Genomic DNA, 23424 nt, shown 5'->3' on the forward strand with positions numbered 1-23424 from the left:
TGCAGCCGAGATCGATCTGTAGGAAGGCAGACGGCGCGCTTCAACGTCTAATGGGGTCTATCCAGTGGGCGACATCGGTGACGACTGGGGGAGTTTCGTGCGCGGCTATCGCGTGCGCCACGGGCTCAGCCAAGTTCACATGGCCTATCTCATGGGCGTTGCCCAGCGCACCATCTCGCGGTGGGAGCGCGGTGAGGACAGTCCGAGCGTGGCGCAGCAGAAGCGGCTGCGCGACCTGGGCTGGGAACCCGCGAGCTCGCTGTTCCGAGGCATTGCGGATTCAATCACCTATTGCCCGGCGCCGCGCGCGCTTACTCGTACGCCGAGTTTGCGGCTGCAGAGACTTTCTGCGCCTGCCCTCGCCAAGCGCCCCTCGATGGCGGACTGGATCGGCCGCGACTTGGCACCGATCGCCTGCGGTGTGCTGGCTGAAATTCTCGACGATGCCGTGCTTCAACGCGCCATTGCCGCGGGGGAGATCCAGAGCCTCGTCACAACGACCCGGAGCGTGCTGCGCACGGCGGAGCACGATTCGATCGGGCTTTACCGGACAACCATCACCTACTTCTTCCACGAGGGCACGCTGTACAACGACGCGATCGGTGTTCCCGCGCCGGATAACGCGGTGTGCGGCTATCGCGCCCAGCCGATGGACGAGTTCATTTTCGATCGTTAATCAGCCGGCCTCCGTTAAGGCTCAGTCCAACCGGGCGTGCCATCGCAGCCGCATGAAAATACGGGGCAGTTTGCTCGATAACGGCGTCAAAAGGAGATCGGCACTCACGACCTACCTTCAGGTTGCAAGAAACGCATACGTTCTATCTCAACTCTTCCCCCTCCACATCGAGAGCGCGACATCGGTTTACCTAACCGCGGCTCAGTGTTTCGGAATGTTTATGCTAAGTGCAACTTTGACCACTTGACGATCGGGAACCGTTGTCGTCCGGTGCGTAAGCTTCCACTTGTTCAATTGGCTTGCTGGCACCGAATGGGGTTTTCGGCGCCTCTGCCACCTGCGCCGGCAAGCAGAACCAATCGGCGACTTTGGCTTCGGGATACGACAGCAATAGGCTTGCACTGGATCATGAGCATTTTCGATCGCATTCGCCATGCCGATCGGCCGAAGCAGGACGACGGCGAAGTCCGTCGCGGCGCAGTCAGCGGTTTTTCGTTGCGAAAGACGAAGACGCGTCTCGTCGATTGGGAGGTCTTGCGCGCGGATATCGCCGCCCATCTCGCCAACACGCAAATGTCCCTGGCCTCGCACGAGCACGGGTACAATCTGCTTATCCCGGGTCACAACCCCATCGCGTTCAGACCGCCTCACAATGGCGCCGTCCTGCACAAGCCCGCGCACCCGTTCTTCTACGAAGAAACCACTACGCTTCTCTTGAGCTTCCTGATTACGCGGTTCCAGACGTCGCTGTTCTTCGACATCGGGGCGGGCCTCGGATATTTCGCGCGGGTGGCGGCCTCTCACATCAAGCATGCTCCGTCGGTCTATGCGTTCGAAATGCGCCCCGATCGCATGTCGCAGCTCGAGGCGAACATCGCAAACGACGCGTTCGGCGCTCGCATTCTCCCGCGGCTTGCGGGATTGACCGACGTCCATAAAGGCCCGACCGATATCTGGTATGCGAGCTCCATCCTGTTCGAAACCCGCCCGGACGCCGCCGATTACAGGGAGCGCTGGCGCTGGCTCAAGTTCAATCTCCGCAGCGGCTTCAACGGTACTTTCACTTCCGCCAACGTGCCTATGACCAGCGTCGATCACGTTGCCGAGACCGCTGGTGCATGGCCGGATATCGTCAAGGTGGACGTTGACGGATACGAGGGCCGCGTTCTTGAGGGCGCTTTAAAGGTGCTCGTCACGCACCGCCCGTTCATCCTGCTCGAGCTGCACAAAGACAAAAAGCTGCGGTTTGGCGTGCGCCGCAGGGACATCGCCAATTCTCTGTTCGATCTCGGCTATCGCGCTCTGTTCCTGACCGACCATCAGGACCGCCTCAAGTGCGAGGTCGTGGAGGTGCGATCCGGCGATCCGCTCATCGACCGGCAAGAAACGGACCTCTTGCTTTTCTTCCACCCGGAATTCCAGCGCAACGACCAGGCCAACCCGCGGTAACAGCGCGTCGCGACGCCGGCCAGAGCCTGCTTGGCGTCAGGCGCGGCTCGGGCTCGCCAACGCGTCGCGGCCGAGCGCTGCGAGCGCCGTGCTGACGATGTCAGGGGCGGCGAGAGCCGCACGCTCGTACATGCGTGCGGGAGAGTCGTGATCGATGAACACATCCGGCAGCACCATGGTGCGCACCTTGAGGCCGCGGTCGAGCAGGCCTGCTCCGGACAAGTGCTGCAGCACGTGACTGCCGAAGCCGCCAACGGAGCCTTCCTCGATGGTCACCAGCACCTCGTGCTCCTTGGCGAGGCGCGCGATCAAATCATGGTCGAGCGGTTTCATGAAGCGCGCATCGGCAACAGTGGTCGAGAGCCCCATGGCGGCGAGCTGGTCGGCCGCTTTCAATGCCTCGCCGAGACGCGCGCCGAGCGAAAGGATGGCAACGGCAGAGCCTTCGCGCAGCACGCGGCCCTTGCCGATCTCCAACGGCCGTCCCTCCTCAGGACGCTCGACGCCCAGACCCTCGCCGCGAGGATAGCGGAAGGCGCAAGGCAGGTCGTCGATCGCTGCCGCGGTCGCTACCATGTGCGTGAGCTCGGCTTCGTCGGCGGCGGCCATGACGATGAAATCCGGCAGGCATCCTAAGTAGGCGAGGTCGAACGAGCCCGCGTGCGTCGGACCATCGGCGCCGACGAGGCCGGCGCGGTCGATCGCGAAGCGAACCGGCAGGCGCTGGATCGCGACGTCGTGCACGACCTGATCATAGGCGCGCTGCAAGAACGTGGAATAGAGCGCGCAGAACGGCTTCAAGCCCTCCGTCGCGAGGCCAGCCGCGAAGGTGACGGCGTGCTGCTCTGCAATGCCGACGTCGAAGGTGCGATCCGGAAACTCCTTGCCGAAGAGGTCCAACCCGGTGCCGTCCGGCATAGCAGCCGTGATGGCGACGATGCGCTTGTCTTTCCTGGCCTCAGCGATGAGGCTGTCGGCGAACACGCGCGTATAGGTCGGCGCGTTCAGCTTCGGCTTCACCTGCGCGCCGGTCACAACGTTGAATCGTGCAACGCCATGATACTTGTCGTCGGATGCCTCGGCCGGCGCGTAGCCCTTGCCCTTCTTGGTGACGACGTGGACGAGGATCGGGCCCTGCTTGGTATCGCGGACGTTCTTCAAAACCGGCAGGAGGTGGCCCAAGTCATGGCCGTCGATGGGGCCGACGTAGTAGAAGCCCAGCTCCTCGAACCACATGCCGCCTTGCCACAGATGGCGCGTGTACTCCTCCATGCGAGCCGCGCGACGCTCCCAGCTCTTCGGCAGGCGCTTGGCGAGCTGCTTGGCGAAGTCGCGCAACTGCAAATAGGTGCCGCTCGACGTGACACGCGCGAGGTAGGACGAGAAGGCGCCGGTCGGCGGCGCGATCGACATGTCGTTGTCGTTCAGGATGACGATCAAACGCTCATCGCGGGCACCGGCATTGTTGATGGCCTCGTAGGCCATGCCGGCACTCATGGCGCCGTCGCCGATCACGCAGATGACGTGGTTCTCTCCGCCCTTCAAGTCGCGGGCGACGGCCATGCCGAGGCCGGCCGAAATCGAGGTGGACGAATGGGCGGCGCCGAACGGGTCGTACTCGCTCTCGCCGCGCTTGGTGAAGCCGGAGAGGCCGCCACCTTGGCGCAGGGTGCGTATGCGATCGCGGCGGCCGGTCAGGATCTTGTGCGGGTAGGACTGATGGCCGACGTCCCAGATCAGGCGATCGCGCGGCGTGTCGAACACCCAGTGCAAGGCAACCGTAAGCTCGACGACGCCGAGGCCCGCGCCCAGATGGCCGCCGGTGACCGAAACCGCGTCGACGGTCTCGTGACGCAATTCGTCCGCGATCTGGCGAAGCGCGGACTCGGGATGCTTGCGAAGATCCTCGGGCGTTTCGATGGTGTCGAGGAGCGGCGTCTTGCTCACGGTAGGGCGTCATCCTTCGGTCATGGAGCGATAAGCTCCCGCGAACCAACGGTTTAATGCGGCCCGCATATGCGAGCACTTTAGCGCCGAACATGCGGCGATTGAAGGGCCGAGGCCGGGCATAAATCCCTATGGGCTGCGGCACAAAGGTGCGGCATGCCTCCGGAGGCCGCCGCTGCCTACCGTCAATTCACCTGGCAGTTTTCCTCGTACTTGGTGCAGGCCTTGCCGTTGCCCCCGGAGCACTGGGCCTGCCAGGTCTTGCAGCCCGACTTCTTCCACGGCGCCACCTCGAAGCCCTGCTTGTCGTGCGGCCAGACGCATTTTCCGTTTTGCATCCGGTAGCCCTTGTTGCAGTAGCAGTCGCCCTCGGCGCTGCGATAGGCGTTCTTTCCGCAGTTCTGCAGGAGGACGCATTTGCCATTCTGCAGCTTGTAGTTCTTGGCGCACACCAGCGGCTTCTTCTTGGGGGCCGCCTGCTTCTCGGGCTGTTTCTCCCGGGTCTCGGCAGCCGGCCTTTGGGGTGCGTCATCAGCCGGGAGATGGACCAGCTCGACGGTTGCGGGTTCGGCAGCAGGCATGAAGATCTGCAGACAATCGCCGGGGCCGGTCGCCACCACCCAAGGATGGGTGCGGAACGTATCGAACGTCACCTGATCGCCGGAGTTCACGCCCCCGTAGTCCTGCAGCCTGCCGTCGAAATCGACCCACATGAAGGACCGATACATTCCGGACTTGTTGACGAACGTGATCTTGGTCGGCTCTCTGGAATGCTCCGGCCGCAACCCGGAAAGCTCAGAGCACGGCCGCTCTCCGGCACGGGCCGATGACGGCGGGAGCGCCGGCGCTTCTGTCTGAGTCTGCGCCGGAGACGCCGGCTTCTCATTCAGCTTTTTGAGATAGGCGCGCGCCAGATCGGCGTGAAAACCTGTCGGATAGGTGTTCAGGAACGCGTTCCATGCGTCGACGGTGCCAAGCTCCTTGGCGCTGTTGAACGCATCCTTTTCCGCACTCGCCGCGGCGCCCGCGGATGGCGTGGCGTCCCCCGATACGGCCACCTGGGCGGGAACTGTCAGCGAAGCCAAAACAACGCACGCGACCCAAACGGCCGCTCGCTTCAACGCCATCACATCCCCCCGTCCGCACTGTGCTCCAAGCGCGGATAATAGTCGTGCTGAGCATTTTCAGCAAACGAAACGGGAGGGCCGCCCTCGCGATGCGCCGGCTATTCCGGGTCGAGAGGCTCGGTGCCGCGGGGAGCGCCGTCGGCTCCGACCGTGAGCTTCTCGACACGCGCTTCGGCCTGTTTCAAGAGCCGGTCGCAGTGCTCGCGCAAAGCCTCGCCGCGCTCGTAGATGGTGATGCTCTCCTCGAGCTCGACGTCACCCCGCTCCAGGCGGCTGACGATCGTCTCGAGCTCCTTGAGCGCCTTCTCGAAGGAGAGGTCCTTGATGTCGGCGTGGTTCTTGTTCGGCAACTTGCTCATTTCCGTGCTGGTCCCGTGATTCTCAGGCCCGACTCTAGAGCTTCGCACGCGCCCGCGCACGCACTTGTTTCAAAGCGTAATATCAGTTGGTTAGGCGCCGAGATCCATGAGCGTCCGAACGTGGACGGCCACCGATTTGGCGAGCGCTTCGAGGTCATAGCCGCCTTCCAGCATAGACACGATGCGGCCGTGGCAGTGACTTTCGGCGGCCTTGCCGAGCGCTTCGGTCGCCCACATGAAATCGGCCTCGACGAGGCGCAGTCCGCCCAGGGGATCGCGCTTGTGGGCGTCGAAGCCCGCGGAGATGACGATCAGGTCCGGGCCGAAGTTGTGCAGCGGACCCAGGATCCGCGACGTGAACGCGTCGCGGAACGTCTCGCCGGCGTCGCCCTCGCGAAGCGGCGCGTTCCAGATGTTGCCGACCCCGGTCTCGGATAGGTCCCCCGTGCCGGGGAACAGCGGCATCTGATGGGTCGAGCCGTAGAAGAGATCTTTGTCGGACCAGAAAATATCCTGCGTGCCATTACCGTGGTGGACGTCGAAATCAACGACGGCGACGCGCTCCGCACCATGACGGGCCCGCGCGTGGTGGGCTGCGATGGCGGCGTTCGAGAACAGGCAGAAGCCCATGGCGCGGTCGTTTTCGGCGTGATGGCCGGGCGGGCGCACCTGGCAGAAGGCGTTGGCGACGCGACCGCCCATCACCTCGTCCACGGCGTCGAGGCCGGCGCCGACGGCACGCACCGCCGCCTCGTAGCTGCCCGCGGACATGACGGTGTCGCCATCGAGATGCAGGCCGCCGTTACGCTTCTTCGCGACCTCGCCCGCCCCCTTGATGCGGGCCAGATGCCCGAGCGGGTGCACGCGCAGAATCGCCTCCTCGACGTCGTCGCGCAACGGAGCTTCGGCGCGCTTCAACGCGCTGTAGCTCTCGTGGGCCAATACGGCGTCGATGGCGCGCATGCGCTCCGGCCGCTCCGGATGGCCAAAGCCCGTGTCGTGATCGAGAAAGTCGGAATGTGTAATCAGCAGTGTAGCCATAGAGCGGTAAGCCTCGGGCACTCCCAGAGTTTCTTGTTGACCCCATGATAGCGGAGCAGTTCGTCCTGACCAGCGGTATCGACGTTCAAACGCGCGCGGGACGCAGCCGGTCCCAAAGCCAGCGGACGGCACGGATGGGCGAGGTGATCATATTCCAGAGCTGTTGCACCCCGAGCCAGAGCAGGGCGGGGATGCCGGCGAGCGGCAGGAACACCAGGAGACACGCGAGGAAGCGGGCCAACCGGGCTGCGGCATACCCGAGGCGTCCCGCGTAGTCCTGACGCTGCTCGGGCGGCCAGATGCTTTTCCACCACGAAAACGTCACCTGCCAGGCTATCAGCCCTGCAACGATAGAGCCCAAATAGGCGAACTGGATGCCCGACGGGATGCCGGGCAAAATGCGGGCATCGAGTTCTTTCTCACGCTCCTGGTCGCGGGCGAAGACCTCGATCGACTTCACCGCAACGTGCCCCGTGACCTCGCCCAGCCAACTGTCCCAGCCGATCCAACTGCCGACCGTATCGGTGATGGGGGCCGATGGGGCCGGCGTCGGGAGGGCCGAAATGACGATGCGACCGTGGCTGCTCGGCGCGGCCTTGATGGTGAGCTCGCTGCCGGCGCCGCCGAGTGCGCTCAGAAAGTCGGCAAAGTTTGCGCGTTTCAAAGCCTCGTCGAGCCCCGCGACCTCGACCGTCTGCCAAAGCCAGTTGCGTCCGCCCGGCTGACGGGAGGCGCCGGTCGAGAGCAGCAAGAGATTGACGTCGGCGTCCTCGGCGGCCTTGACGAGCTTCACGATGTCGAGGCTCTGCTCGGGGCCGCTCGTCGAACGGAACGTCAGCACATTTCCCTCGATGCGGCCGGATATCATCGCGGTCTGCCCCTTGAGGCCCGAGAGGGCCGCCGGAAGTGCCGAGGGATCGACCTGATCGACGAGCGCGGCCTTGGTCGCCGGATCGAAGCGAGGCGCCGACGACAGGCGTTGCGGACCGCCCGTTTCGAGAGCCAACGTGCGGATGTTCGAGCGGTTGAGCGAGCGCGTTAGCCGATAGACGGTCTCGTCGAACAGCGCACGGTCGGCAAGGCTCAAGACGATGTTGGGGCGGAACTCGGCGGCCAGCTCATCGGCGCCGACGCGGCGCAGCTTGAAAGCCTCGTCGCCGACGACGACGTGAAGGTCGGCGTCCCTGGGCAGGTCCTTGAGGGCGGCACGCTGCGAGAAGACCGCGTCCTCGCTCAGATAGTAGGCCAGGCGGCCGCCGGGTGCCGCCTCGGGCGCCAGCGCGGCACCGACGCGAGCCAGCTCCTCGGGCGTGGCAGCGGTGAAGACCTGCCCCTCGCGATTGGCGAACTTCCAATGACCTTCCGGCGTAACGTGGGCCGCAAGCGCCGTGCCGCCGGTCACTTTCGGCAAGCCCGCTACATGGACAGCCGCGTTGTCGAGTGCACCGAGGCCCGATTTTCCGCTTTTGGAAGCGACCCCTCCGCCGCCTTCCGCCGCCTCGCGGGCGATGCGTGACAGCCAACCCGCGCTCACCGGCGTCACGAGCGCGACGCATACAGCAAGACCCAATGCTCCCAATGCGAAGCGCATCGCCCCCATCGCTCGCCTCTTCAGCCTAAACCGGCGCGGTCTCCGGCGTGACGCCGATCACAGCATGGCCACCGGACGTAACAATGGCAGAAAGGCCGGGTGCCGCGACGGAGATGTTCTCGGCAAAAAAGCGGGCAACCGCAACGGATTCCGCAGCATGCGGGCCGCCCTCCTCCAATCCCAAGAGAGCGCCCTTGGCGAGGTAATGCCCGCCCGCCGCGAGGCCGAACAAGCGCAGGTAGGGCGTTGCGCCGGCGAGTGCGAGATTGGGGGTATGCTCGATCGCCTCGACCATCCAACTGGTCGCCTCGGCAAAGGCAACCACGGTGGACGCGAGCCGCTGCCCCATGCGGCCAATCTCCTGGCGGTTCACCGTCTTCGCCCGGCGCGCGACGGTCTCGAACTCCTCGATCATATCCTTGATGAGCTGGCCACCGCCGAGCGGCAGCTTGCGCGTGACGAGGTCGATGGCCTGGATGCCGTTGGTGCCTTCGTAAATCGGCAAGATGCGCGCATCGCGATAAAACTGCGCCGCGCCCGTTTCCTCGATGAAACCCATGCCGCCGTGGACCTGCACACCCATGGACGCGACCTCGCAGCCGATGTCGGTCGCAAAGGCCTTGGCAACGGGCGTGAGGAGGGCTGCGCGGTCAGCCGCAGTGCGGCGCTCGTGCTCGGTCTCGGCGTGGTGCGACTTGTCGATCTCGGCGGCGGTGGCGTAGCAGATGGTGCGCGCGGCGCGCGTCAAAGCTTTCATGGTGAGCAGTGTCCGGCGGACGTCCGGGTGCTCGGCGATGGGCACCATGCCGGGCGCTTTCGACGTCGTGGAGCGGCCCTGGAGGCGCTCCCTGGCGTAGGAGACGGCGTGCTGCGTCGCGCGCTCGGCGACGGCCACGCCCTGGATGCCGACCGCGAGGCGCGCCGCGTTCATCATAATGAACATGGTGTTCAAGCCGCGGTTTTCCTCGCCAATGAGGTAGCCGATAGCGCCGTCCTTCTCGCCAAACTTCATGACTGCGGTCGGACTGCCGTGGATGCCGAGCTTGTGCTCGAGGCCGGCACAGACGGCGTCGTTCTCGGCGCCGAGCGATCCGTCGGCATTGACGAGACGTTTCGGCACCAGAAAGAGAGAGATGCCGCGCGTGCCCTCCGGCGCATCCGGCAAGCGCGCGAGCACGAGGTGGACGATGTTGTCGGTCAGGTCGTGGTCGCCGTAGGTGATGAAAATCTTGGTACCGAAGAGGCGGTAGGTTCCATCGGACGCGCGCTCGGCGCGGGTCTTGATGACTGAGAGGTCGGAGCCGGCGTGCGGCTCGGTCAGGTTCATGGTGCCGGTCCACTCGCCGCTCACCATGCGCGGCAGGTAGCGCTGCTTGAGCTCATCCGAGCCACCGGCCCGCAAGGCATCGATGGCTCCCTGCGTGAGCAACGGGCAAAGGCCGAACGAAAGGTTCGCCGAGTTCCACATCTCGCATGCGGCCATGGCGACGGTCTCGGGCAGCTCCTGGCCACCGAATTCCTCAGGGCAGGGCAGGGCGCTCCAACCGGCCGTGCGGAAAGCATCGTAGGCGGCCTTCCAGCCGGGCGGCGTGAGGACGCGTCCGTCGACCCAGCGGGACGGCGAGCGGTCGCCGGCTTTGTTCAAGGGCGCCAGCTCCTCGGACGCGAACTTGCCGGCCTCCTCGAGCACCGCACGCAGTGTCTCGTCGTCAAGTCCGCGGACGGTGCCCTCGCCGGCCGTGCCCGCTGCATCGCCGGCGGTTCTCAGCGCAAGGAGAATGTCGTCGACTGGAGCCTGGTAGCTCATGGGATCCCTTTCCGTGCACCCGTTCGAATCGGGGCTGCCGTCTCGCGCCAATCATCGTGCGGAAGCCTTTCGAGCGCAACGGACGACAAAGAGGCCGGAACACCGCCTCGCGCGCAATCCCGGGCCCGCCACGAAGCGGGCGCGCCTTATCAACAGCGGGAGTTGCAGCTCAACCGACACTGCTGGCGGATGGACAGGCATTGGGACGTGTTGAGACCCGAGCAGGCGATGGTCTGGCAGGAGGAGCCACAGCGGGAGCGGCAAGCCGAAGAGGAGCCCATGCGCGAATAGAAATCCGACGAGGCGCCGGTGCCGGACCCACGCGGGGTCCTCAGGTCGGGCGCGAGCCGCGGCGTGGGCTGCACGCGGGGAGCCGGGACCGGCTTCACTCGCTCCTGGACGCCTCGCGAATAGCGATCCGCCGCCGAGACATCCGGCGCGACGAGACCCGCCGTCGCCAACAGGCACGCCGCCGCAAAGAGCCACGCCGCGGGCGATATCGTACGGGACATTAACTGCGATTTTTGCGTCACGACCTCAAAGCCTGATATTGACTGCTGCAAGCGCTTCGCGCCTTTCCGATCTTCTGCGGCAGCCCGTCCATGACGTCGTCCTCCGATCGTTCCGCCAAGGCGCCCGGCGCCGACCTCATCGCGCGCTTTGCGGCGATCGTCGGCGCCGACAATGCGATCACGGATGCCGCCGAGCAAGCGCCGTTCCTCCGCGAGTGGCGAGACCTTTATGTGGGGCGGACACCGCTGATCTTGAAGCCCGCCACCACGCAAGAAGTGTCTCGCATTCTCGCCTTGGCTAACGCGGAAGGCGTGGGCGTGGTTGCGCAGGGGGGGAACACCGGGCTCGTCGGCGGGCAGATCCCGAGCGAGTCCGGCGCCGAAATCGTGCTGTCTCTCACGCGGCTGAAGCAGATTCGCGGGCTCGGCGCGGACGGCGGATCGCTGACCGTGGAGGCCGGCGTTACGCTGGCCGAGGCGCAGGCTGCGGCCCGGTCAGCCGGGCGGCTCTTTCCGCTGAGCCTGGCGTCCGAGGGCAGCGCCACCATCGGCGGGTGCCTCGCAACCAACGCCGGCGGCGTGGCCGTGCTCTCGTACGGGACGGCGCGGGCGCTCGTCTCCGGGCTCGAGGTGGTGCTCGCGGACGGGAGCGTGTGGGATGGGCTCGGCGCGCTCAAGAAGGACAACACGGGCTATGACCTGCGCGACCTGTTCGTCGGATCGGAAGGCACGCTCGGCATCATCACGGCGGCGACGCTCAGGCTCTATCCGGAACCTGTGGAGCGGGCAACGGCATTTGCCGCGCTGCCCGGTCTCGATGCGCTGCTGCCGCTTTTCCAGCTGGCGGAAGCCCAAGCCGGAGCCTCGCTCACCGCGTTCGAGTTCATGAGCGGCGAGCTGCTCGGGTTCGTGACGCGGCACATTCCCGGCACGCAGCGCCCGCTCGCAGGCGAAGCGCCTTGGTATGTCCTGCTCGAGATCTCGGGAGCCGCCGAGGGACGCGCGACGGGGCTGCTCGAGGCCCTGCTCGCGCATGCGGCGACGGCCGGGCTCGTGAGCGATGCGGCCGTGGCGGGCTCACTCACGCAGGCGGCGGCCCTGTGGCGACTGCGCGAGAGCGCTTCCGAAGCGCAGAAGGGCGAAGGCGGATCAATCAAACACGACGTGTCGGTGCCGGTGGGACGCGTTCCCGAGCTCCTGTCGAAAGCCGCCGATGTCGTGGCGCGCATCTCTCCCGGCGCGCGGCCGGTGCCGTTCGGTCATTTCGGCGACGGCAACGTGCACTACAACATCTCGCAACCGCCCGGGATGGCGCGCGAGGCGTTCCTCGCGCAGTGGGACGAGGTGGCGCGCGCCGTGCACGACGTCGTGACGTCGCTCGGCGGCTCGATCTCGGCGGAGCATGGCATCGGACGGCTCAAGCGCGAGGAGCTGGTGCGCGTGAAAAGCGCGGTCGAGATCGATCTCATGCGGCGCATCAAGACGGCCCTCGACCCCAACGGTATTCTCAACCCCGGGAAGGTTCTCAGCCGTTAGGCCCTATTAGCGGCAGGGCCGGCCTTCGACCTGGCAGCTGAAGCCGCCGCCCGATTGCGTGCAGCTGACGCGCTTGGCAACAGCCTTGCTGAAACGCGCCCAATCGCTGCCGTACTCGAAATCGGTGAAGCTCTGCCAGGAGCCAATGGCATCCTTCTGGGCCGCGGCTTTGGTTCTTCCCTGGCCGTTGCCGTAGTGCCAGTGGTCCGTCATGCACATCTTGCCACCGACGCGCGCCTGGTTGTGCATGTCCGAGAAGCCGGTCTGGTCGGCCAGCGCGGGCGTGGCGCCCACAGCAAGAGCAACCGCAGCCAGATACATGCGAAGCGACGTGCCGGTGGTCATCTCGAGACTCCTCCTCAGACCCAGTTTGAGCATTTTACCGATTCAGATGTCGGTCTCGACGGCGCAAAGACAATATCCCCACCGCAGAGACAAACGCGCCGCGGGCGCACAGCTTCAACTGCGCGGCATGCTACGGGAAACTACGGAGGGGTTGAGTCACTCGACGCCAAGCGCCATCGCCATGCGCACCAGGTCCGCGATCGAGCGCGCCGACATTTTCGTCATGACCCAGGTGCGGTGAATCTCGACCGTGCGCGGGCTGATGCCCAGCTGCTGGCCGATCTCCTTGTTGGAAAGACCGCGAATGAGCAGTTGCATAGTGTCGCGCTGGCGATCGGAGAGCGCTGCAAATTTGGCCTTGAGATCGTCGAGCTCGATGCGCTCCTTAAGTGAGCTCTCGGATGCAACAAGTGCCTCCTCGACGCTGGCGATCAAGCGGTCGTTGGAAAACGGCTTCTCCACAAAATCGAAAGCGCCGAGCTTGATGGCCTGGACGGCCAGCTCGACGTCGCCGTGACCGGTCATCAGCAGGAGCGGCCGCGGATCGCCGTTGCTGCGCAGTGTGCGCAGCAGATCGAGCCCGGAAATCCCCGGCATGCGCACGTCGCTGACGATGCAGCCCGCGGCGAAAGGAGCGGCAAGAAACGGTTCGGCTCCCTCATAGCACGACACTGTCAATCCATGAGTCTCGAGCAACATGGCGACCGCATCGCGGACCGAGGCCTCGTCGTCAATGACGCTGACGGTCTTGCTCATTACCCTCCCTTTCGATCGGCAGCTTCAAGACGACGCGCGCGCCGCGCGACGACGTGGAAATGGTCAGGCCGCCCCCATGAGCCTCGGCAATAGACCGGGCGACTGCAAGGCCCAGCCCGGATCCCTCCGGCTTGGTGGTCGTGAACGGCGTGGGCTCGTCGATGTCGAAGCCGGGTGGAAAGCCGGGTCCATCGTCCTCGACCTCGATCAGCACATCGTCATTGCCCGACAACAACACGCGCGTTTCAACGGTGCCGCTGCGGCCGACTCCTAGAATGGCCTCGGCGCCGTTCACGATCAAGTTGTGGATCGCCTGCTGAAGCTGAATGCCGTCCGCGCGAATGATCGGGAAATCCGGATCCATGTCGATCACGAGACGAATGCCCTTTTTCTCGAGATCCTCGCCGAGCAGGGCCTCGAGCTCTTCGAGCTTGGCGTAAAGATCGACGTCGCGCTTCGTCAGAGTGCCCTGACGCAGGAGCTCTCGGATGCCGCGCAGCACCTCGTTGGCGCGATTGCTCTCGACGCGGATGCGCTCGACGGCGCGTGCAACGAGATCGGGCCGGCCATCCTCCATCGCCTTCGCGGCTATGCCGGCGTAAGTATTGAGCGCAGTCAGCGGCTGATTGATCTCGTGGGCGATGGTAGCCGCGACCTCGCCGGCCGAGCGAATGCGCAGCGCCCTGTTGATCGAGGCCTGCTGGTCGCGGAGGCGGGCTGCCGCGTCCTCGCGCTCGGCGACGATGGTGCCGACGATGAGACCAGTGATGGCGAGTGCGATCATCAGCACCTGCAGGGCGCCGAGTCCAGGGTCCGGGCCGAAGCGGATCTCCGCGCCGATGATGAGCCCGAGCTGAATGAACAGCAAGCTCATGGCGGCCCCCGGCGGACCGTAGCTCAGCGCGATCCAGAGCAGCGGCAGGAACAGCAAGTAGAAGAGCTGGAAGGCTGTCGCCTCCTGATAGCCGAAGACCATGGCGAGCGCGCCGAACAGGGACGCAAACTGCACCAAGGCAAGCGCCTCGACCTTCGGCCACGGCCGGTACGTGGCGGCAAGAAGCACGAGCGGAGCCACCACGAGGATGCCGATGATATCTCCAACGGCGGCGCGCCAGGCGACGGCCAGCACCTCGTTCTGGAATATGGTACCGGTCGAACGCAGGATGACGACATAAAGTGCGGCTGCGACCAGGGCTGCGGAGACCGAGACACCGATCAGGGTCAGTGCATCGCGCACGAAACGGAAGCGGGGATCGAAGGTGGCGATACGCCGGAGCGCCAAGCCCCCTGCCAGGTATGTGCTGCCCACCGCAAGCGAGAGGATCAGCTCGAGCTTCGTGCCAAGCGCCGCGCCCCTGACGATCATGTCGGCGACGGCCGGCGCGATGAGGACGACCGGCGCGAAGGCCGATCCTCCGAGGAAGACCGCCGCGATGCTGAGGCCGGGCGGCGGATTCCACGGCGTAATGCCGAGGCCGCGGTAAGGCTTGACGTAGCTTACGTAATCGAGCGCTACATAGGCGGCGACAAAGATGCAGCCATACAGGATCCGGCGAGTTTGGCGGGCATCGATCATGGAGCGTCGTCGGCCCGTCCTCGGTTGCTGTTAACTGTGTGGACCCCGCGCCTGCCTCTCGACAACTCCGTGAAGTTCCCGACCCTCACGCTTGCGAAGACGCCGAATGCCCATATTCCATGGGCTCGCCCAGGGCGATACGTAATGCTCCCTATGGCACCCTTCTACGTACTGATGCCAATTGCCGGAACAATGCGAACGCAGCAAGGTTAGCAGCGTAGCAACTTTGTCCCTGTCCTAGCAAAATCGCAGGAGGCTTCGATGATCGACCCCACCACTGAGGCTGTGGCCGAATTCGAGCATCGGCTCCCGGCAGCCTATTCGCAGGGTTTCGCACACATTCGCGTCCTGTCCGTGATCAATCCGGACGATCCGGGCCCGCTCGGCGGCCCTGACGCCGCGTTTCCGGCAGAGGCTACGCGCGACTACATGGCCAGGGCTCCGCTCGACGATCTGCTGAGGGCCGATTGAGGCCGTTTCAGCGATCGCTTCTGGAGATCCCCGGCATGCCAACCGGCAGCAAGCTCTTCGATCTCGTGCTGGTGGTCAGCGCAATCGCCATCGTCATGGCTTTCCATCTTTCCTGAGCCTCTGCGGGTCAGGAAAGATGCGGCACCGTTTCAGTGCATGGCACCGTTTTCGGTATCCGCCTGCAGGATTCCGGCGACGATGGCTTTGGCTGCGTACTCGGCCATGCACTGATAGCCAAGATCGTTGAGATGAAAGCGATCGTTGGCTAGGTAGGACGAACCCGGGTGCTGGCGGGCGAGATCGGCCATGGCATCGTATCGATTGACCAGCAGCACGCGCTTTTCGGATGCGACGGTCGCGATCTCGTTGACGATGCTCGTATAGCGCGCGTCCTTCGATAGACGCTCGACGTATTGAGGATCAATCAAGACAACGTCAATCTTGTGGGACGCCAGCCACGTGAGCGTCTCGCGGAGCTGCTCGCCGAAAGTCTCGGCGTCGATCCGCGCAACCGCATCGTTGGTGCCAACCTGCCAGACGACGAGATCGGGCTTCAACTCGGCGACATCCATCTTGATGCGCTCGGCCGCGCCTTCCGCGACCTCGCCTGACTGCCCACGCGTGTACATCTCTACCTTCAGACCGTCGATCACGCCTTCGAGGTCGTTCTCGAGACGGACAGGATAGGTGGCACGCGGAGACGATGCGCCTACTCCGACAGTAGACGACGAGCCGAGCGCGATGACGCGCACCGGCCGGTTCTGCAGGATGGCACGACGCACGGCGCGCAACGCAGAGCGCCCCTCGAAAGCCGGGCTCTTGACCTTGCACTCGACGGACGCCTGAGGATTGAGGAAGCGCAAAAGCGGACGACGCTTCGTTGCCTGGGCCGTGGCCGCGCCGGGCGCAGCAAGCGGAACCGCGGGCGCGGCTTCGGCCGGGTGGATCTCAACAGGCTTGCTCGCATCGGTCGCGACAGCCGCCGACGGCATGACGCTCACCGCTCCGACCATCATCGCGGCGCTCAAGATTGAGTTTCGGAAACCCATGCTGTTACCCTCAACAAGACCAAACCCAATGCCACGATCGCCGTGTCGAGCAAGAAGGTCGGCTCGCCAATGTATCTTACAATCTGTCCTGCCAGTGCGAGCAGCGAGGCGACACAGAAAACGGCCAACGAGTTGCGGCCGAGGCTGCTGCAGTAGCGCACGACAGGTCCCATCTGCCTGGAAAGTACAGGATATGCCGGATTAAAGGCAATCGCGATTGCCGCCATGCTCAAAATTCGGACAGGCGACAGAAATTCCTTATCGAATAAATAGAAATAGCGCGGCTCCGGCACGAGCATCGGGTCTGGACGATAGTCGATCCACACAATAACGGCGCCGACGGCGACGATCGCGACGGCCAACGGCCAAATGCGATCCAGCGCCATTTGCCAACCGGGGTAGCTGCGTTGCGCAGTGATGGCGAGAAATCCGAGAACGATCAGGAGCTGCCACGAAAGCGGATTGAAAAACCACGCCCCTTCCGCCGGCCAACTGGGCAGCTTGATCTGGTAGGCCAACGTGACGGCATAGAGCGCAACGGAGCCTGCCAACGCGAGCATGAGCGACCAACGCGACAGCACGATGAAGATGATGGCCAGCAGCAACAGCACGACATAGAGCGGCAGAATATTGAAGTAGCCGATCTGATACGTCAGCAGCGTGAGCCCGATGGACGAGCGCACCGTGTCGGAGAACGCGGGTCCGGCGCCGTGCCATTCGAGCAGCAGCGGATCCGTGAAGACGATGGCGCTCGCGCCGAGCATGGAAATGGCAACCGATATGGTCACGACCTGTGCCCGCCAGATTTCGAAGGCGCGCATGAGGAGGCGCATGACGACTTGGCCGATCGGCTTCGGCTGCGACCCGCCATTGTTGACAAACGCCAGAGAGCATCCGGCGAGGAAAACGAAAAGCTCGGCTGCATCCGAGATGGCAAACTGGCGCAGCGTCAGGAACGAGTAGTCGAGCCCGGGGATATGATTGATGAAGATCATCACCAGCGCGACGCCACGCCAAAAGTCGATCGCATTGGGGGGCCGCATCTCGCGCTCTCGGTTCGTCTTAGTCCTACGTGCCCGCAGGCGAGCCAAGAGCCTTTAAGCGCACCTCCCGACGCGAGACAAGCGGATGATGCCCGGCACCCGTCAGCATCGATACCGGCGTGTTCCGAACCCTGTATCGACGGCGGTTTTTGTTGCGTCGCAACCTTGTGATCTACGTATTTCTCCCTATCTACCGCGTTGAGGAAAAGCTGACTGGGAGACGTGAATGATCGACGCTTCGAAGCTTCTTGATCTCGTCATGGGGGCGGCACCGCAGAGTACAGGCTCCGTGCCCGTCTCTCGCCCCAGCATAGACCCGAGCTCACAGAGCGCTCCGCAGCCGGACCTTCTCGAACAGGCGAAAAGTTTTCTCGGCAGCCGCGGCGGCTCGTTCGCGGGAGGCGCTGCTGCGGGCACGCTCGCGACGCTGCTGCTCGGCACCAAGGACGGGCGAGACCTCGCGGGCGACGTGCTCAAGCTCGGCGCTGCAGCCGCGCTCGGTGGCCTCGCCTATAAAGCCTACACCAACTACAAGGACGGCAAACCGCTGGTCGGCACGCGTGCGGCCGAGTTTCTGCAGGCGGCCCGCAGCGGCGCGACGCTTCCGGGCGCACCCCCTGCCAACGAGCACGCGCTGCTGTTGCTCAGGGCGATGATCGCGTCTGCGCTTTCGGACGGCCTCATCGACGCGACAGAGCGCCAGCGCATCGTCGGACGCCTCGCCGACACCGGCGTCGGCGCGGATGAGCGTCAGTTCCTAGACCGCGAAATCGCGGCGCCGTGGTCGCCGCAGCAGTTCGCGGCAGCGGCGGCGACGCCGGAGGTGCGGAGCGAGGTTTACCTCGCGTCCGCGATCGCAATCGAAGCCGATACGCCGGCGGAGAAAGCGTATCTGCGTTATCTGGCGGCAACGCTGGGGCTCGACGATGGGCTGATCGCACATCTCGACGCGGCCGTGGCATCGGCGAAGGATCCGGCCGCAGGCTCGGTGACGCAAACGCCTCAGGCAGCGGGCGCCTAGTCCGCCGCTCCGGTCTTGGATCCGGTGTTGGGCTCGGCCTCAATCTCCACGAGCTCGGCCGAGGACGGATCCAGGATGTAGATCCTGCGATCCGGCTTCTCGCGTGCGACGCGGATTGCGAGGGCGCGCCCCTCCATTTCGTGTGCGCTCCGCTCCGCTTGGCTCCAAAGGCTCGCTCCCGGATCGTCGGGATGGAGGGAGTTGGTGAAGGCCTCCGCCCACCGGTTGAGATCCTCCGCGAGCTCGGGCGAAAGTTCGAGCTGCTCGGGCGGGAAGTCGCCGTACGTGTCATCGTCGAGGGCCCAGAGGGGATGGCAGTAGTAATCGGCCATGACCTTGATGCGCGTCGATTGGGACGGGTCGCGGGACGGCACTTCGGAGACATCGGCGTCCTCCCCGCCGGGCTGCGAGGACGACGAGGCGCGGGCCGGAGGTCCGGCGATGCTCCAGACGACATAGCCGATATGCGCCAGAACGACGGCCACAGCCAGCGCCGCCAGCGGCCAATCGAGCGCCCGCCAGCTCGTGAGCCTGCCGGCAGCCAGGGCCCACAGCACGAGGGCGGTGGCAACCAGATAAACGACAAACGCATTGGTGGACCGGGAGCGGCCCGTGGCATCCGGTGGATCGGCGACATCGAAGTAACGTGGCGCAAGATAGAAAAGGTAGACGGCCTGGCCGATGGCCGACGCCAGGAAGATCCAGGCCGCGATATCGATCAGGAAGAGCAGAGCCACACCACCGGCCAATACGAGCGCCGCCGCCGAAAGCAGCCAATAGGTTTGCGCAACCTCTATCCTGCTCACCGCCTTACACGCGATGGCCGCTATTGCCCGATCGATGACGTGGGACATCAGTGCGGCCCGGGTCGCGACATATCCGGCGAACACATAAAACGCGCCTAGCGCGCACAGCGCGACCTCAACCCCGGACATCTCTCCCCCTCAGCCGCGGAACTCCGCGGTGCGCACCCTACTTATGATCCGAGCCGGATCAAAGCGCCTCGAAATCAAATTGGCATCGCATCCCGGGCCGCTCGACGGGCCGCGTATTGCCGGACAACGGAGTGTCCTCAAATGAAAGAGATGTTTCGCCGATTTTCAGAAGGCGCAGCCCATGCCGTCGGATCGTATTGGGCTTTTCTCGCCGCCTGCGCCACCGTCGCCCTATGGGCGCTCACAGGCGCTTCGTTCGCCTATTCGGATACGTGGCAGCTGTTCATCAATACCGGAACGACGATTGTCACGTTCCTCATGGTGTTCCTCATTCAGAACACGCAGAACCGCGAAACTCGCGTCATGACGCTCAAGCTCGACGAGCTGTTACGGAGTATCGAGGGTGCGCGAACCGGCCTGGTGGGCCTCGATTCCATGTCGGATGCCGATCTGGAACGCGTGCACGAGGAATTCCTACGCCTGCGCGAAAAATATGCGCCGCTGGTGGATGACGACCTCGCCCACGTGGCTCAGGAACTGCGCGCCCGAAAACGGGAGCGATGAGCTCAATATCGTCAGACCGGCGTCTGCATATAGAAGTACGCATAAACAACAGCCGCCGCGACGAGCGCGATCAACATCGAGCGTGTCAGGACGCGATAGTTCAGGCGTTGCGGCGTCGCCTGACGCGCCTCCGTGGGGTTGATGACCTTGCGATCTTCCATGTTGGCCTCCTCATCCGTGTCGGTTTGGAACGCCGCCCGGCTCTGTTCGTTCCGGATTCCGGATCCGACAGGTGAGGTCTTAGAGATTTATTCACTATCATTGCCGATCTTCAACGCATTGATGTGCGTGCGGAGGAAGCAATGGCTTTGTGGAAATCGCTGGTTTCGTCGCTGTCCAAGGACGACGGAGAGCGTGCGCCCCTCAAGCCACAGGACTTCCGCGCTCCACGGCGCCTGAAAGAAGGCTACATCTGGTCCGAAAGCCTGATCATGCCGCGCCCCTGCACGATCAAGGACATGTCTCCTCTTACGGTGCAGATCGTGCTGTGGCACGACGATATCAAACCGCAGGTCTTTTCCCGCCCGCTCAAGCTCTTCTCGAGCTCGGATCGCAAGGAAGCCGACTGCGTCGTGGTGGCGCGCGAGAACAACGTGGTGTCCCTGCGTTTCACGAGCGCGTTTCGCGCGCCGACCCGGACCTACCCCTAGCGCCCCGCCGCAGCCGTAGCCGGATCCTCCCCGCCCCTTTGTCAAAAAAGCAAGACGCTGCAGCCGAATGCGTCCGCATGCTCCGAAGGGGGCTAGCCGTGCGGCAGCGGTGGCCGTAATCTCCGGAACCTGGCTATTCCGGGCCTCCGGGGGGAGTTCACTCCATGTCTGCGTTCGTTGCGTCACGTCTTTCGCGGCAGGCCCCCAAACGCATGCTCGCGCTCGACGGGGGCGGAGCGCGCGGCATGATTACGGTCGGCTTCCTGGAGGCCGTCGAGACGCTGCTGCGCAGGCGCTACAAGCGCGACGACTACGTACTGTCCGACTATTTCGACATGATCGGCGGCACCTCGGTCGGATCGATCCTGGCCACCATGCTGGCGCTCGGGTGGCCGATGCAAAAGGTGCGCGAAGAATTCTGGAAGATTTGTCCCGAGATCTTCAGCCAGCGCGTCGGCCGCGGCCTCATTTTGCCGCGCTTCTCGGTGCGAGCGCTCAGGAGGAACCTCAAGAACGCGCTCGGCGACATGCGCCTCGACAGCGACGCGCTCAAGACCGGGCTCGCGATCGTTTCGAAGAGGCTCGATACCGGCAGCGCCTGGGTCATGTACAATAACGCGCATTCCGAGTACTGGGCGACCAGGATCAATGCGGCGACGGGAAAGAAGACGGTCGGCAATTGCGAGTACCGGATCGCCGACATCATCCAGGCCAGCACGGCGGCGCCGACCTACTTTCGCCCTCACTGGATTCAGATCGAGGCACCGAGCGAGGGCAGCGCCGGCCAAAAGGGTCTTTTCGTCGACGGCGGACTCTCGCCCTACAACAACCCGTCGCTGCTCATGTTCATGATGGCCGGGATCAGCGGCTATCGTCTCGGCGGCGTGAAGGAGGTGACGGGCGACGACGGCAAGACCTCGAAGCGGGGCGTTCCATGGGAGCTCGGCGCCCAAAAGCTGCTGATCGTTTCCGTCGGAACCGGCGACTACCGCGTCAAGGTCACGTCCCGGCGCCTGACCCCTGCGGCTGGGTTCGGCGCACAGGCCCTGCTCGGCACGATGGCCGACAATCAAGCAACGACATTGAAGCTCATGCAGTGGCTCGCCGATCCGAAACGGCCCTGGACGATCAACGGTGAGGTGGACGATCTTCGATGGGATAATCTCGGCAAGCTGATCGGCGGCTCGCAGGCGCTGTTGAGCTTCACGCGCTACAACATCAAGCTCGAAGAGAAGTGGCTGCGCGAGAAGCTCAACGTGACCCATTTTTCCGACAAGCGTCTCGCGCGCCTGCGCGAGCTCGACAATCCCAACGAGTTGCACACCTATCTTTCGCTGTCTCGTGCGGCCGCGACCTTTCAAGTGACTGACGACGATTTTCCGGCGGAGTTCGATATCTGAAATCGATGCCGCGGGGCGGTTGCATAAATTTTTCCGTCGTCCAGAACGTTTGGCCGCCGGCCAGCGTTCGATCGACAGGATCGCCGCCGTGAAGGCGGCACACGTCAATTTGGAAGGATGCCACCATGTTCGAAATCATTCGTGTCGGCCCGCCTCCCGGCCGGCCGCGGCTCACGGCCCCCTCGGGCCTTGCCGACGGGGATTTCGAGAAGATCGCTCGCGAACTCGGAACGCTGCCCTTCAAGGCGCGGAAGACGGGTTTCGTGGCGGCGCGCGAGGCGCGCAAACGGGAACACGTGGATACCTACTGGAACGGCAAGGAAACGGAGAATGTCGCCCAGCCGGGCGATTTCGTGGTGACGAGCCTTACGCCCACAAAATCGGTGCTGAGAGACGGCGACGGGAAAGCCAATATCTATGTCATCAGCCGTGCGAAGTTCGCAAAACTCTATGTCCCCGACGCGGGCAAGACCGAGTTCGGCGACGTCTACCGGTCGATCAGCGTGGTCGACGCCATCTTTCTCGCCGGAGGCTTCGACATCCTTGCGCCCTGGGGAAAGCCGCAAAGCGCCGAAAGTGGCTATGTCCTGAAAAGCGGAAGCGAGATCTACGGCAACAGCAAGGACACGTTCGAGCAGACCTACGAAATGCCGTAGGCGCAGCATTTGCCTTTGTCCCAGCTCCCGCCTTCGGCGAATTCGGCTGGAGCCGGCTTTTTTCTGTTGCGCGCGACATGGCTGACAAGCGAAAGTCGCCCCCGCGAGGGGGATAATAATTCATGTAGGGCGTCAGTCATACTCCTCGCAGACTGATTGTCGAATGGGACTGCAGGCCATCTCGGCCTTGCTCCAAGCGGAAAGCGCGACCGCATCGCGCCGCAAGGTACCCACTCATGTCACACAGAACCCAACTCATCGCGATCTCTTATCGTGACCTCGGTCACAGCCATCGGCTGTGCGGTCCTGGATATCGCCCTCCGCGCGCACGCGAAGCGGAACCGTGGCGGCCGCCCAAGCGGTCTCATCTCGATCGGTGGCTCGACCAGACATCCGGTTCCGCATGTTCGCCGTGAGCCTCGCGCGTCTCTCCTGAGCGCCTCGACGCTTTCATATTCTCAACATGCCGCACCGAGTCCGCTGGCTTAGGCCATTCGACGGCGCCGGAGATGGCGCTGCGGGGCTTCCCGGCGACCGAGCGGCGATCAAGGAAACGGACATTCAAGATGAACAGCTTCGCGCCCATTGAACCCGAGACCCACGTCTTCACCGGAACCGTCAAATCCTGGCAGGCCGACTACGGCGAGCTGCTCACGGACAGCGGCGTGACGGTGCCACTGGTGACCAGAGGTCTTTCGCCGCTGCCTGTCGGAACGCGACTGACGCTCGTCGCGCGCAAGTTCAAGCCGCTCTTCATGGTGGAGAAAGTGGTCGCGCGCGGATAGGCGCGGGGCCGCTCGAGGCGATGCCTCGGACGGGTCCCCGTGCCGAACGGCGAACGCAGGCTTATCAGGCTTTATGTGTGAATGGTCGGAGCGGGGAGATTTGAACTCCCGACCCCCAGTCCCCCAGA

The 23424-nt window shown here is 64.2% G+C and carries 24 protein-coding genes; 10 read left to right on the forward strand and 14 right to left on the reverse strand.

The window, feature by feature from the left end; all coding sequences use genetic code 11:
* The first annotated feature begins 64 nt into the window (after window positions 1-64).
* Together QZV93_RS12100 and QZV93_RS12105 are read left to right on the forward strand one after the other, a co-directional pair.
* Window positions 65-676 (forward strand): helix-turn-helix domain-containing protein, encoded by a 612-nt coding sequence (locus tag QZV93_RS12100; protein WP_295558783.1) that lies wholly within the window; start codon window positions 65-67, stop codon window positions 674-676.
* A 408-nt stretch (window positions 677-1084) separates the two neighbouring features.
* Window positions 1085-2125, forward strand: coding sequence for an FkbM family methyltransferase (locus QZV93_RS12105; RefSeq protein ID WP_295558784.1), 1041 nt, complete (start codon window positions 1085-1087; stop codon window positions 2123-2125).
* A gap of 36 nt (window positions 2126-2161) precedes the next feature.
* On the opposite strand, the gene dxs is transcribed toward QZV93_RS12105, so the two are convergent.
* From dxs to QZV93_RS12140, 7 genes are all read right to left on the reverse strand, one after another.
* Window positions 2162-4072, reverse strand: coding sequence for a 1-deoxy-D-xylulose-5-phosphate synthase (gene dxs / locus QZV93_RS12110; protein WP_295558785.1), 1911 nt, complete (start codon window positions 4070-4072; stop codon window positions 2162-2164).
* Between the two features lie 185 nt (window positions 4073-4257).
* Window positions 4258-5199, reverse strand: a complete 942-nt coding sequence (locus QZV93_RS12115; RefSeq protein ID WP_295558786.1) for a hypothetical protein — start codon at window positions 5197-5199, stop codon at window positions 4258-4260.
* A 98-nt stretch (window positions 5200-5297) separates the two neighbouring features.
* Complete coding sequence (locus QZV93_RS12120) at window positions 5298-5558, reverse strand: exodeoxyribonuclease VII small subunit (protein ID WP_295558787.1); 261 nt, start codon at window positions 5556-5558, stop codon at window positions 5298-5300.
* Window positions 5559-5648: 90 nt separating this feature from the next.
* Window positions 5649-6599, reverse strand: a complete 951-nt coding sequence (locus tag QZV93_RS12125) for a histone deacetylase family protein (RefSeq protein WP_295558788.1) — start codon at window positions 6597-6599, stop codon at window positions 5649-5651.
* An 85-nt stretch (window positions 6600-6684) separates the two neighbouring features.
* Window positions 6685-8199, reverse strand: a complete 1515-nt coding sequence (locus tag QZV93_RS12130; RefSeq protein ID WP_295558790.1) for a hypothetical protein — start codon at window positions 8197-8199, stop codon at window positions 6685-6687.
* 16 nt (window positions 8200-8215) lie between these two features.
* Window positions 8216-9997, reverse strand: a complete 1782-nt coding sequence (locus QZV93_RS12135) for an acyl-CoA dehydrogenase (protein WP_295558792.1) — start codon at window positions 9995-9997, stop codon at window positions 8216-8218.
* Between the two features lie 149 nt (window positions 9998-10146).
* On the reverse strand, window positions 10147-10509 hold the full coding sequence (locus QZV93_RS12140; RefSeq protein ID WP_295558794.1) for a hypothetical protein: 363 nt from the start codon (window positions 10507-10509) through the stop codon (window positions 10147-10149).
* Between the two features lie 90 nt (window positions 10510-10599).
* Here QZV93_RS12140 and QZV93_RS12145 point away from each other — a divergent pair, with 90 nt between their 5' ends.
* Window positions 10600-12045 carry an FAD-binding oxidoreductase gene (locus QZV93_RS12145; protein WP_295558795.1) on the forward strand — a complete coding sequence of 482 codons (1446 nt, stop codon included), beginning with the start codon at window positions 10600-10602 and terminating at the stop codon, window positions 12043-12045.
* A 6-nt stretch (window positions 12046-12051) separates the two neighbouring features.
* On the opposite strand, the gene QZV93_RS12150 is transcribed toward QZV93_RS12145, so the two are convergent.
* The 3 genes from QZV93_RS12150 to QZV93_RS12160 all read right to left on the reverse strand — a co-directional run bounded on the left by QZV93_RS12150 (window position 12052) and on the right by QZV93_RS12160 (window position 14722).
* The gene (locus QZV93_RS12150) at window positions 12052-12390 is read right to left on the reverse strand and encodes a hypothetical protein (RefSeq protein ID WP_295558796.1); all 339 of its coding nucleotides are present in this window, start codon (window positions 12388-12390) and stop codon (window positions 12052-12054) included.
* Window positions 12391-12546: 156 nt separating this feature from the next.
* A complete protein-coding gene (locus tag QZV93_RS12155; protein WP_295558798.1) occupies window positions 12547-13146 on the reverse strand; it encodes a response regulator in 600 nt (199 codons plus the stop codon).
* The gene (locus QZV93_RS12160; protein ID WP_295558799.1) at window positions 13121-14722 is read right to left on the reverse strand and encodes an ATP-binding protein; all 1602 of its coding nucleotides are present in this window, start codon (window positions 14720-14722) and stop codon (window positions 13121-13123) included. The genes QZV93_RS12155 and QZV93_RS12160 overlap by 26 nt, the downstream gene beginning before the upstream one ends.
* Window positions 14723-14983: 261 nt before the next feature.
* Between QZV93_RS12160 and QZV93_RS12165 the strand changes: the two genes are divergently transcribed.
* Entirely contained in the window at window positions 14984-15193 is a 210-nt protein-coding gene (locus tag QZV93_RS12165; RefSeq protein ID WP_295558800.1) for a hypothetical protein, read from the forward strand.
* 149 nt (window positions 15194-15342) lie between these two features.
* Here QZV93_RS12165 and QZV93_RS12170 read toward each other — a convergent pair whose 3' ends face one another.
* Both QZV93_RS12170 and opgC read right to left on the reverse strand, forming a co-directional pair.
* The gene (locus QZV93_RS12170; RefSeq protein ID WP_295558802.1) at window positions 15343-16221 is read right to left on the reverse strand and encodes an SGNH/GDSL hydrolase family protein; all 879 of its coding nucleotides are present in this window, start codon (window positions 16219-16221) and stop codon (window positions 15343-15345) included.
* Window positions 16218-17285 (reverse strand): OpgC domain-containing protein, encoded by a 1068-nt coding sequence (gene opgC / locus QZV93_RS12175; RefSeq protein ID WP_295558804.1) that lies wholly within the window; start codon window positions 17283-17285, stop codon window positions 16218-16220. Before opgC ends, QZV93_RS12170 begins: the two co-directional genes overlap by 4 nt.
* A 226-nt stretch (window positions 17286-17511) precedes the next feature.
* Between opgC and QZV93_RS12180 the strand changes: the two genes are divergently transcribed.
* Window positions 17512-18306: a tellurite resistance TerB family protein gene (locus tag QZV93_RS12180; protein ID WP_295558806.1), complete on the forward strand. Its 795-nt coding sequence runs from the start codon at window positions 17512-17514 to the stop codon at window positions 18304-18306.
* Here the strand turns inward: QZV93_RS12180 and QZV93_RS12185 are convergent.
* Entirely contained in the window at window positions 18303-19241 is a 939-nt protein-coding gene (locus QZV93_RS12185; protein WP_295558807.1) for a hypothetical protein, read from the reverse strand. The two genes, QZV93_RS12180 and QZV93_RS12185, sit on opposite strands and share 4 nt — an antisense overlap.
* A gap of 141 nt (window positions 19242-19382) precedes the next feature.
* On the opposite strand from QZV93_RS12185, the gene QZV93_RS12190 reads away from it, so the two are divergent.
* Window positions 19383-19805 carry a low affinity iron permease family protein gene (locus QZV93_RS12190; RefSeq protein WP_295558809.1) on the forward strand — a complete coding sequence of 141 codons (423 nt, stop codon included), beginning with the start codon at window positions 19383-19385 and terminating at the stop codon, window positions 19803-19805.
* 11 nt (window positions 19806-19816) lie between these two features.
* Here the strand turns inward: QZV93_RS12190 and QZV93_RS12195 are convergent, their stop codons facing one another.
* The gene (locus tag QZV93_RS12195) at window positions 19817-19966 is read right to left on the reverse strand and encodes a hypothetical protein (RefSeq protein WP_295558810.1); all 150 of its coding nucleotides are present in this window, start codon (window positions 19964-19966) and stop codon (window positions 19817-19819) included.
* A gap of 141 nt (window positions 19967-20107) precedes the next feature.
* Between QZV93_RS12195 and QZV93_RS12200 the strand changes: the two genes are divergently transcribed.
* The 4 genes from QZV93_RS12200 (at window position 20108) to QZV93_RS12215 (ending at window position 23296) form a co-directional block, all read left to right on the forward strand.
* Window positions 20108-20455, forward strand: coding sequence for a hypothetical protein (locus QZV93_RS12200; protein ID WP_295558811.1), 348 nt, complete (start codon window positions 20108-20110; stop codon window positions 20453-20455).
* Window positions 20456-20619: 164 nt separating this feature from the next.
* Complete coding sequence (locus tag QZV93_RS12205) at window positions 20620-21855, forward strand: patatin-like phospholipase family protein (protein WP_295558813.1); 1236 nt, start codon at window positions 20620-20622, stop codon at window positions 21853-21855.
* Between the two features lie 125 nt (window positions 21856-21980).
* Window positions 21981-22511, forward strand: coding sequence for a hypothetical protein (locus tag QZV93_RS12210; RefSeq protein ID WP_295558814.1), 531 nt, complete (start codon window positions 21981-21983; stop codon window positions 22509-22511).
* A 566-nt stretch (window positions 22512-23077) separates the two neighbouring features.
* Window positions 23078-23296, forward strand: coding sequence for a hypothetical protein (locus QZV93_RS12215; RefSeq protein WP_295558815.1), 219 nt, complete (start codon window positions 23078-23080; stop codon window positions 23294-23296).
* Window positions 23297-23424 lie beyond the last annotated feature (128 nt).

The organism is uncultured Hyphomicrobium sp. (assembly GCF_902826555.1).
In the GTDB taxonomy this organism is placed as follows: domain Bacteria; phylum Pseudomonadota; class Alphaproteobacteria; order Rhizobiales; family Hyphomicrobiaceae; genus Hyphomicrobium_C.